We start from the raw sequence: 10,579 nt of genomic DNA on the forward strand, positions 1-10,579 counted from the left end.
GCACTTGGTTACCTTTAACACCTAGTACAGTTACAGTCACTTCATCACCAATCATCAGTGTTTCGCCTACGCGGCGAGTCAAAATTAGCATTCTTTGCTCCTTGAGTAATCTCTAAATTTTCTTGCTACAAAGCTATTATCCAACAAAAGTTATATTTTCGTAAACTACCTTGTTAGCGAAAATCAGCCTAAAAAGGCATGTTTTTGTTGAATGTTTAATGCTTCACTAGACGTAATGTAAGCATCATGCAGAATGTTTGCTGCTGTATCCACACATTCGGGTGCTAAAACTAGCATCATAGTGAGTGCATTCGTTGCGCTGAAATTGATCTCAATATCTCGCTTTGCCAACAAATCGCATGCGTGCTCTACCATTCCATTGGCCTCAAGCCCCACTGCGGTCAACAGGCTTACCACTTCACTATTACGGATTTTGTCGCTGAACACCAGATCGAACTTGGCACATGCATCTTGTTTTATCATGATACCTGCCCGTTCTGTTTCCTCGATCACATTCCAAATGTCGATACCCAACATCTGACATTGTTTTGTAGCACTAGATAAATGTTCTTTATCGACTTCGATTATGGCAAGGTCACGTTGAATGGCTATACCAGAGACGGCTTGATTGCCTAACTCCCCCTTTACCAGACTGCCTTCATTAACATCAAATGTCGAAAGCACGCGCAGTGGCACATTATTCTTCCATGCAAATTGCACTGAAGGTAAATGTAATACTTTCGCGCCTCGGCTTGCCATCGCTTCCATGGAAGGAAAATCGATAACCGCCAATTTTCGCGCGTTTTTCACTACACGTGGGTCACAAGTATAAATACCATCAACGTCGGTAAAGATTTGACACTCATCAGCGCGCAATGCGCCTGCCAGTGCCACTGCGCTCGTATCTGAGCCACCTCGACCTAATGTGGTGATATCCCCGTTCTCATTCACACCTTGAAAGCCTGCAACAATCACGATTTGGTCTTGCTCAAGCAATCCCAGAATTGTCTTAGTATCAATGTGTTTAATCGTTGCGTCATTGTGTTGATTATCCGTCACAATATTCGCCTGTGCTCCGGTAAGCGAGCGTGCAGCATGACCCAATTTATTGAGTGTCATTGCTAACAGTGCCATTGACACTTGCTCACCAGCAGAGAGCAAAACATCAAGTTCTCGAGCTGTAGGCACGCTATCTATCTGTTTAGCGAGGTCCATCAGTCTGTTTGTTTCGCCTGACATTGCAGACACGACAACAACAACTTGATTGCCATCATTTTTCGCCTTAATGATGTGTTCAGCAACTTGGTGGATTCTTTCAATTGAACCCACTGAGGTTCCGCCAAACTTTTGCACGATAAGGGGCTTTTTCACCAGTCTTCACCTTCCCAAGACCGAAGTCTCTTTAGAACTGCTTACATCGTCAGTATTTCCTTTTAGAAAAATTATATAAGCAGTAGTTACAACAAAAACCAAATAGCCTAAATGACTCGGTTAACTTTTGGTCAATTAAACCACTTGGCTGCTAAAAAAAATTACGCTCAATCAAAGAAACTTGATTGAGCGTAATTTTAGTAGTTAAAAGCTTATAAGCGCTCTTCTAACCAAGGCTGAACTGTTTTAATTGCCTCTGGTAGTGCGGCTACATCAGTACCACCAGCTTGAGCCATGTCAGGACGACCACCGCCCTTACCACCGACTTGCTCAGCAATCATCTTAACTAGATCACCAGCTTTTACTTTACCAGTTAGATCTTTAGTCACACCAGCAATCAGGCCAACCTTGTCACCTGTTACGTTAGCAAGCAGTACGACACCAGACCCCATTTGGTTCTTGATGTCATCAACCATAGTACGTAGGTTCTTGCTGTCAGCGCCTTCAAGAGCTGCGACTAGAACTTTTGTACCATTGACTTCAACCGCTTTGCCCATGATGTTAGCGCTTTCTGCTGCCGCCATCTTATCTTTTAGCTTCTGCACTTCTTTCTCTAGCGCTTTTGCTTTCTGTGCAGATTCTGCCAGTTTCTCTTCATACTTCGCGTTTTGAGCTTCAATCGCGTCTAATGCAGCCTCGCCTGTTACCGCCTCAATACGTCGAATACCTGCAGCAATGCCGCTTTCTGAAGTGATTTTGAATAGGCCAATATCACCTGTGCTTGATGCGTGAATACCACCGCAAAGCTCTGTCGAGAAGTCACCCATAGACAGTACGCGTACTTCGTCATCGTACTTCTCGCCGAATAGAGCCATTGCGCCTTTCTTCTTAGCTGACTCAATGTCCATCACGTTGGTTTCAATCGTGTGGTTGCGACGAATTTGCGCGTTAACTAGACGCTCAACTTCTTTCAGTTCTGCTGCAGTTACGGCTTCTAGATGCGAGAAGTCGAAACGTAGGTTGTCTGCCTTCACCAATGAGCCTTTCTGCGTTACGTGCTCACCTAAAACTTGGCGTAGTGCTGCGTGTAGCAAGTGCGTTGCTGAGTGGTTTAGAGAGATAGCTGCGCGACGCTCTGCGTCAACGATAGTTGCTACTTCATCACCTTTCGCTAGAACGCCTTCCGCCATTACACCGTGGTGCGCGATTGCGTTACCTAGTTTTTGAGTGTCCTCAACGTGGAATACACCAGACTCAGTACGGATTTCACCAGCGTCACCACACTGACCGCCTGACTCTGCGTAGAATGGCGTTTCACCAAGTACGATGATTGCTTTGTCGCCCGCAGATAGTGAATCTACTTCGTTGCCTTCAACGAACATCGCAGCTACAGAGCTAGAGCCTTTAGTAGCTGTGTAACCACAGAATTCTGTTTGCGTATCAACTTTGATTGCTGCGTTGTAGTCAGTACCAAAGTTACCCGCTTCACGCGCACGTTGACGCTGCTCTTCCATCGCTTTCTCGAAACCTTCTTCGTCGATTGCGAATTCACGCTCACGTGCTACGTCGTTAGTTAAGTCAGCTGGGAAGCCGTAAGTATCGTAAAGTTTAAATACGGTTTCGCCGTCCAGTACTTTACCGTCTAGGTTATCTAGTGCTTCGTTTAGAATCGCCATACCGCGCTCAAGTGTACGACCAAAGTTTTCTTCTTCGATACGCAGTACTTTTTCAACCACAGCTTGTTGACGCTTCAGCTCTTCACCAGCCGTACCCATGATGTCAGCTAGAACGCCAACCAACTTGTGGAAGAATGCACCTTGTGCGCCCAGCTTGTTACCGTGACGAACTGCACGACGGATGATACGGCGTAATACGTAACCACGACCTTCGTTTGAAGGCATAACGCCATCCACGATCAGGAATGAACATGAACGGATGTGGTCAGCGATAACGCGTAGTGATTGGTTTGATAGGTCTTCGTAACCGATCACTTCTGCTGCTGCTTTGATAAGAGCTTGGAACACATCGATTTCGTAGTTTGAGTGAACGCCCTGCATGATTGCAGAGATACGCTCGATACCCATACCAGTATCTACCGATGGTTTTGGTAGCGGTTCCATAGTGCCGTCTGCGTGACGGTTGAACTGCATGAATACGTTGTTCCAGATCTCGATGAAACGGTCACCATCTTCTTCAGGCGTGCCAGGACGGCCACCCCAGATGTGCTCACCGTGATCGTAGAAGATTTCAGTACATGGACCACAAGGGCCAGTGTCGCCCATTTGCCAGAAGTTATCAGACTCATACGGCTTGCCGCCTTCTTTATCACCAATGCGAACAATACGATCAGCGGGCACGCCAACTTTCTTGTTCCAGATGTCAAACGCTTCGTCATCGGTTTCGTAAACAGTTACCAATAAACGATCCGCTGGCAGTTTAAGAACTTCGGTTAGGAATTCCCAAGCAAAGGAGATCGCATCTTCTTTGAAGTAATCGCCAAAGCTGAAGTTGCCTAACATTTCAAAGAATGTGTGGTGACGAGCAGTGAAGCCAACATTTTCTAGGTCGTTATGTTTACCACCTGCACGTACGCAACGCTGAGCCGTAGTCGCTCGAGTGTAGGCTCGTTTTTCTAAGCCTAAGAAACAATCTTTAAATTGGTTCATACCTGCGTTTGTGAACAGCAGGGTTGGGTCGTTATGTGGAACTAACGATGAACTTTCTACGATTTGGTGTCCTTTGCTCTCAAAGAACTTGAGGAACGCGTTACGAACCTCATCAGTGCTCATGTACATGCAGCTCTTCCTGAAAATAGTCGAGTTAGAATTTTGCCGTATTGTAGATCATGCAAACAGCTGAGACTAGTTTTCTTGAGGAAAAGAGGGAGTAGGAGAAAAAATTTGAAGCAAAACAAAAATCAGTGCGAACGACTGACCGTTAATCTTCGTCCTCAAAGCTCAGCGCGTAGCTGATTTGGTCAAAACTGTAGCCACGATATTGCAGAAAACGAACTTGTTTTGCGTACTCTTTTTGGTCTTTGGCTTTAATACCTTTGAATTTCTTTTCTGCCGCCTGTTTAGCCAGTTCAAACCAATCTTGCGGCTCTTCAGCCATAGCTTGCTCAATCACCGATTCCGCAACACGCTTCTGGTTTAACTCTTGACGAATTCGACGCTCTCCATGTCCTTTGTATACATGCTGTCTAATTTGACTCTTCGCGTAACGTAAATCATCTAAATAGTTATGGTCTAGGCAAAAATTAATTGCGATGTCGATGTCTGATTCTTCATAGCCCTTCATCGATAATTTTTGGTAAAGCTCATACTGACCATGATCGCGACGGCTAAGCAATTGGATAGCTGCCTCTTTGCTCGATAATGTTGGCGCCTGGCGTTTTTGGTACATGATGATCCTAAAAGTATTTTTGCTGTACAGGCTCTCAATGGCCTTTGTGATAATTCGATTTTTGATTTCAATAGATACAACAAAGCCCCGCATTGCAGGGCTTTGTCATTTATTAATCTATGAGAGATTAAAACTCTTCAGCTTGCTCTGGCGCTTCACCAGCTTCAGGCGCTTCCGCAAGTGCTGGCGCTAGCAACATTTCACGCAGTTTTGTATCGATAGTTTTAGCCACTTCAGGATGCTCACGCAGGTAGTTACACGCATTCGCTTTACCTTGACCAATCTTATCGCCATTGTAGCTATACCAAGCACCGGCTTTTTCAACTAACTTGTGCTTCACACCTAGATCGACAAGTTCACCTTCGCGGTTAAAGCCTTGGCCGTACATGATTTGTGTGTTTGCTTCTTTAAATGGTGCTGCAATCTTATTCTTAACAACTTTGATGCGCGTTTCGTTACCTACGACTTCGTCACCTTCTTTGATTGCGCCAGTACGACGGATATCTAGACGAACAGAAGCGTAGAACTTAAGTGCGTTACCACCTGTTGTTGTTTCTGGGTTACCAAACATCACACCAATCTTCATACGGATTTGGTTGATGAAGATACACATACAGTTAGACTGCTTTAGGTTACCCGTTAGCTTACGCATTGCTTGAGAAAGCATACGTGCTTGCAGACCCATGTGGCTATCGCCCATTTCGCCTTCGATTTCTGCTTTCGGTGTTAGCGCTGCAACAGAGTCGACAACCATAACATCGATAGCACCAGAACGTGCAAGTGCGTCACAGATCTCTAGCGCTTGCTCACCTGTGTCTGGCTGAGAAACCAGCAATGCATCGATATCTACGCCAAGTTTCTTCGCGTATACAGGATCTAGAGCGTGCTCTGCATCGATAAACGCACACGTTTTGCCTTCACGTTGCGCAGCAGCAATAAGCTCAAGGGTTAATGTTGTTTTACCTGAAGATTCTGGGCCGTAGATTTCTACGATACGACCCATTGGTAGACCACCAGCACCCAAAGCGATATCAAGAGAAAGAGAACCCGTTGAGATGGTTTCTACGTCCATTGCGCGGTTATCACCAAGGCGCATGATAGAGCCTTTACCGAATTGCTTTTCAATTTGACCTAGCGCAGCGGCGAGCGCTTTCTGTTTGTTCTCGTCCATTACTTTCTCCGATTTATTCATCTTCTTTGGGCGACGAATAGTAATTCATTTTTCTTAAGCAGAAGAACTGCTCAGCAATGAAAGTTATTATACTGTTGATTCATACAGTGTCCATACCTGTATGAAAAAAATTTGGCTGACCTAAAGTCGTGATTTGCTCTAGCCCTTATCAATGCTGGGCTAAAACAATTTAAGAAATTCTAGAGTAGATGTTGATACAATTGAGTCAGCGCATGCTCGACCGCTTTTTTGCGAACTTCTGCACGGTCACCAGTAAAATGCATGGTTTCGACTTGCTGCCAACTTTGGTTATCAGCAAAAGCAAAGCAGACCATGCCGACTGGTTTCTCTTCACTGCCACCACCCGGCCCTGCAATACCACTGATGGACACACCGATGGTCGCATTGGAGTTTTTAATTGCACCCTGCACCATTTCAATCACAACTGGCTCACTCACTGCACCATGCGCTTCTAACGTTGAAGCTTGCACACCAAGCATCTCCATTTTCGCTTCATTACTGTAGGTGACAAACGCACGGTCAAGCCACGCTGAACTACCAGCAATGTCAGTAATGGCGGTTGCAACACCACCACCAGTGCATGATTCTGCGGTCGTTAAAAGATGCCCGTGTTTAGCCAATAATGCGCCTAAATCGGCACTCAATTTTGTTGTTTTTTCCATAGCCAAAATGCCCTTTGTCTCTTTTTACTTGATAGGGATTCACGTATCCTAAGCCGCTACGGAAATAAACAAAAGAACTTACCTGTGAAAGCTGAACAAAAACACACTCCGATGATGCAGCAATACCTCAAGCTAAAAGCTGAGAACCCAGAGATTTTGCTGTTCTACCGCATGGGCGATTTCTACGAACTCTTTTACGATGATGCCAAGCGAGCTTCTCAGCTTCTTGATATTTCATTGACCAAACGTGGTGCGTCTGCAGGTGAACCTATCCCAATGGCGGGTGTGCCATTTCACGCCGTAGAGGGCTACCTGGCAAAACTTGTTCAGCTTGGTGAGTCTGTGGCGATCTGTGAACAGATTGGCGATCCGGCCACCAGCAAGGGCCCAGTAGAACGTAAAGTTGTGCGTATCGTGACACCAGGTACAGTGACGGATGAGGCGCTGCTTTCTGAGCGTGTCGATAACTTAATCGCAGCAATTTACCATCACAACGGTAAGTTCGGTTATGCGACGCTGGATGTCACCTCTGGTCGCTTCCAACTGACAGAACCAGAAACTGAAGAAGCGATGACAGCCGAGCTTCAACGTACCGCACCACGTGAGCTACTGTTCCCAGAAGATTTTGAACCTATACATTTAATGGCGAGCCGCAATGGTAACCGTCGTCGCCCAGTCTGGGAGTTTGAGCTTGATACGGCTAAGCAACAACTCAATCAACAATTTGGCACAAAAGATCTGGTTGGTTTTGGTGTAGAACATGCGTCCTTAGGGTTATGTGCTGCTGGTTGTTTGATCCAGTACGTAAAAGATACTCAACGTACGGCTTTACCTCATATTCGCTCTTTAACGTTTGATCATCAGGATCAATCCGTCATCCTTGATGCTGCTACCCGACGTAATCTGGAAATTACTCAAAATCTAGCAGGCGGAACCGATAACACGCTCGCTGCAGTACTCGACCATTGTGCAACTCCGATGGGCAGCCGAATGCTGAAGCGTTGGTTGCATCAGCCTATGCGTTGCATTGAAACGTTAAACAATCGCCTTGATGCGATTGGTGAGATTAAAGAACAAGCTCTGTTTGCTGATCTTCAACCAACGTTAAAGCAAATTGGTGATATTGAACGTATCTTAGCGCGCCTTGCATTACGCTCTGCTCGCCCTCGCGATATGGCTAGACTTCGCAATGCCATGCAACAGCTACCAGAGCTAGAATCTGTCACCGCTTCTTTGACCCATCCGTACCTAACGAAATTGGCGAAGTATGCAGCTCCGATTGACGAAGTATGTGACCTGTTAGAGCGCGCGATTAAAGAAAATCCGCCGGTTGTTATTCGTGATGGTGGCGTCATCGCTGAAGGCTACAATGCGGAGCTCGATGAATGGCGAAAATTGGCAGACGGTGCAACAGAATATCTTGAGCAGCTTGAGCGAGATGAGCGTGAACGACACGGTATCGATACGCTTAAAGTAGGCTACAACAACGTTCATGGCTTCTTTATCCAAGTAAGCCGTGGCCAGAGCCATTTGGTTCCACCGCATTATGTACGTCGCCAAACACTCAAAAACGCTGAACGCTACATCATCCCAGAGCTTAAGGAACACGAAGACAAAGTACTTAACTCGAAATCTAAAGCGTTAGCACTTGAGAAACAGTTGTGGGAAGAACTGTTTGATCTATTGATGCCAAACCTTGAGAAGCTGCAAAACCTAGCTTCTGCCCTGTCTCAACTGGATGTATTACAAAACCTAGCAGAGCGTGCAGATTCGTTAGATTACTGCCGCCCAACGCTTGTGAAAGACGCAGGAATTCACATTCAAGCTGGTCGTCATCCAGTCGTAGAACAAGTAACAACAGAGCCGTTCATCGCGAACCCAATTGAGCTTAACCCAGCCCGTAAGATGTTGATCATCACCGGTCCAAACATGGGTGGTAAATCAACCTACATGCGTCAAACTGCGCTGATTGCATTGATGGCACATATCGGCTCTTATGTACCGGCAGAATCCGCACAGATTGGTTCTTTAGATCGTATATTTACTCGTATTGGTGCGTCAGATGATCTTGCATCTGGCCGCTCGACCTTCATGGTAGAAATGACCGAAACAGCCAATATTCTTCACAACGCAACTAAGAACAGTTTGGTGCTAATGGATGAAATCGGACGCGGTACTAGTACTTACGACGGTCTCTCTTTAGCTTGGGCAAGTGCGGAATGGCTCGCAACACAAATTGGTGCGATGACCCTATTTGCAACTCACTACTTCGAATTAACAGAGTTACCGAACCAACTGCCAAGCTTAGCGAACGTTCACTTGGATGCCGTAGAACATGGAGACAGCATTGCCTTTATGCACGCAGTTCAAGAAGGTGCGGCAAGTAAGTCTTACGGCTTGGCTGTTGCGGGCTTAGCTGGCGTACCAAAAACGGTCATCAAAAATGCGCGTAACAAGCTATCTCAGCTAGAGCAACTGGGGCAAAACAGTGACACACCGCGTCCAAGTGCAGTAGATGTGGCTAACCAGTTGAGCCTGATTCCAGAGCCTAGCGAGGTCGAACAAGCTCTGTCAGGTATTGATCCTGACGACTTAACGCCACGCCAAGCTCTTGAAGAGCTGTATCGCTTGAAAAGGATGCTGTAAATAGACTCACACCAAGGAGCAAAAAAGAAAAAAGGCTATGGGGAACCATAGCCTTTTGTGTATCTAGTGAAATACGGATTATTTAATCGTCTTCTACGTTAAACAAGTTTTCCATATTCAAACCTTGTTTGATTAGGACTTCACGAAGACGACGTAAACCTTCCACTTGTATTTGACGTACTCGCTCACGTGTCAGACCAATCTCTCGACCAACTTCTTCCAGCGTCGAAGGCTCATAGCCTAGTAGGCCGAAGCGTCGTGCAAGCACTTCTTTCTGTTTCGGATTCAACTCTTCTAACCAATGAATCAACGATGATTTGATGTCGTCATCTTGAGTCGAAACTTCTGGATCAGAGTTGTTTGCATCAGGAATAATATCCAGCAGCGCTTTCTCACCGTCACCACCGATTGGCGTGTCGACAGAGCTAATACGCTCATTAAGGCGTAACATTTTGCTTACGTCTTCGACTGGAATATCTAATTGAGCAGCAATTTCCTCTGCGGTCGGTTCGTGATCGAGCTTTTGAGAAAGTTCACGCGCAGTACGCAGATAAATGTTCAGCTCTTTCACTACATGGATAGGTAGACGGATCGTGCGAGTTTGGTTCATCAACGCTCGCTCTATCGTTTGTCGGATCCACCATGTTGCGTAAGTAGAGAAACGGAAACCACGTTCTGGGTCGAATTTTTCGACCGCTCGGATCAAGCCGAGGTTACCTTCTTCAATCAGATCGAGTAGTGCTAGACCACGGTTACTGTATCGACGAGAAATCTTAACAACCAAACGTAGGTTACTTTCGATCATACGTTTGCGTGCCGCTTCGTCGCCACGTAGGGCGCGTCTTGCGTAAAGCACTTCTTCTTCGGCAGTAAGTAAAGGTGAGAAGCCAATTTCGCCCAAATACAACTGAGTTGCATCTAAGCTTTTACTGCTCGCGTCAAATTCTTCACGCGCAGTCGCTTTGCTTTCTGTGGATGATGATCTTTCGAGTTCGTTATCAATGGTCTTCACTGACGCATTATCAAATGCAAACTCTTCAACTTTGGTTACTGTGTTGCTGATACTCATAACGCCTCCCCCTGGCGAGTTAGCAAGACATGACAACTCAATATGTCGCTAAATGATGTCGCAAGTTGTTTTTCAAAGTTTTAAGGCAAATAGCGTTTTGGATTCACTGATTTACCTTGATAGCGAATTTCAAAGTGTAGTTTGACCGACTTTGCACCTGAACTACCCATAGTGGCGATTTTTTGTCCGCTTTTTACGCTTTGTCCTTCTGTGACCAGCAGTTTGTCATTATGT

The 10,579-nt window shown here is 45.8% G+C and carries 8 protein-coding genes and 1 pseudogene; 1 reads left to right on the forward strand and 8 read right to left on the reverse strand.

Features of this window, described 5'->3' with window-relative positions; all coding sequences use genetic code 11:
• The 6 genes and pseudogenes from csrA to pncC all read right to left on the reverse strand — a co-directional run.
• Window positions 1-91, reverse strand: a pseudogene (gene csrA / locus CAG68_RS13845) (carbon storage regulator CsrA); the annotation flags it as partial.
• A gap of 92 nt (window positions 92-183) precedes the next feature.
• Window positions 184-1,371: an aspartate kinase gene (locus CAG68_RS13850; RefSeq protein ID WP_005383803.1), complete on the reverse strand. Its 1,188-nt coding sequence runs from the start codon at window positions 1,369-1,371 to the stop codon at window positions 184-186.
• 212 nt (window positions 1,372-1,583) lie between these two features.
• Entirely contained in the window at window positions 1,584-4,166 is a 2,583-nt protein-coding gene (alaS, locus tag CAG68_RS13855) for an alanine--tRNA ligase (RefSeq protein WP_005383801.1), read from the reverse strand.
• A 142-nt stretch (window positions 4,167-4,308) separates the two neighbouring features.
• Window positions 4,309-4,776, reverse strand: a complete 468-nt coding sequence (gene recX, locus CAG68_RS13860; RefSeq protein ID WP_017633543.1) for a recombination regulator RecX — start codon at window positions 4,774-4,776, stop codon at window positions 4,309-4,311.
• Window positions 4,777-4,903: 127 nt separating this feature from the next.
• Window positions 4,904-5,947, reverse strand: coding sequence for a recombinase RecA (gene recA / locus CAG68_RS13865; RefSeq protein ID WP_005380874.1), 1,044 nt, complete (start codon window positions 5,945-5,947; stop codon window positions 4,904-4,906).
• A gap of 200 nt (window positions 5,948-6,147) precedes the next feature.
• Window positions 6,148-6,630: a nicotinamide-nucleotide amidase gene (gene pncC / locus CAG68_RS13870; protein ID WP_017633544.1), complete on the reverse strand. Its 483-nt coding sequence runs from the start codon at window positions 6,628-6,630 to the stop codon at window positions 6,148-6,150.
• 84 nt (window positions 6,631-6,714) lie between these two features.
• Here pncC and mutS point away from each other — a divergent pair, with 84 nt between their 5' ends.
• The gene (gene mutS, locus CAG68_RS13875) at window positions 6,715-9,276 is read left to right on the forward strand and encodes a DNA mismatch repair protein MutS (RefSeq protein WP_054730352.1); all 2,562 of its coding nucleotides are present in this window, start codon (window positions 6,715-6,717) and stop codon (window positions 9,274-9,276) included.
• An 82-nt stretch (window positions 9,277-9,358) separates the two neighbouring features.
• Here the strand turns inward: mutS and rpoS are convergent, their stop codons facing one another.
• Together rpoS and CAG68_RS13885 are read right to left on the reverse strand one after the other, a co-directional pair.
• Complete coding sequence (gene rpoS, locus CAG68_RS13880; RefSeq protein WP_005380887.1) at window positions 9,359-10,345, reverse strand: RNA polymerase sigma factor RpoS; 987 nt, start codon at window positions 10,343-10,345, stop codon at window positions 9,359-9,361.
• An 80-nt stretch (window positions 10,346-10,425) separates the two neighbouring features.
• Window positions 10,426-10,579 (reverse strand): peptidoglycan DD-metalloendopeptidase family protein (locus CAG68_RS13885; protein ID WP_161441287.1); only part of this gene is annotated, 154 nt, incomplete at its 5' end.

It is taken from the genome of Vibrio sp. V42_P2S4T144, assembly GCF_009904715.1.
In the GTDB taxonomy this organism is placed as follows: domain Bacteria; phylum Pseudomonadota; class Gammaproteobacteria; order Enterobacterales; family Vibrionaceae; genus Vibrio; species Vibrio alginolyticus.

Bases quoted from the DNA above. Each gene is read 5' to 3' on its own strand.
- pncC (WP_017633544.1), bottom strand. From the start codon at position 6,630: ATGGAAAAAACAACAAAATTGAGTGCCGATTTAGGCGCATTATTGGCT.
- recA (WP_005380874.1), bottom strand. From the start codon at position 5,947: ATGGACGAGAACAAACAGAAAGCGCTCGCCGCTGCGCTAGGTCAAATT.
- recX (WP_017633543.1), bottom strand. From the start codon at position 4,776: ATGTACCAAAAACGCCAGGCGCCAACATTATCGAGCAAAGAGGCAGCT.
- rpoS (WP_005380887.1), bottom strand. From the start codon at position 10,345: ATGAGTATCAGCAACACAGTAACCAAAGTTGAAGAGTTTGCATTTGAT.
- alaS (WP_005383801.1), bottom strand. From the start codon at position 4,166: ATGTACATGAGCACTGATGAGGTTCGTAACGCGTTCCTCAAGTTCTTT.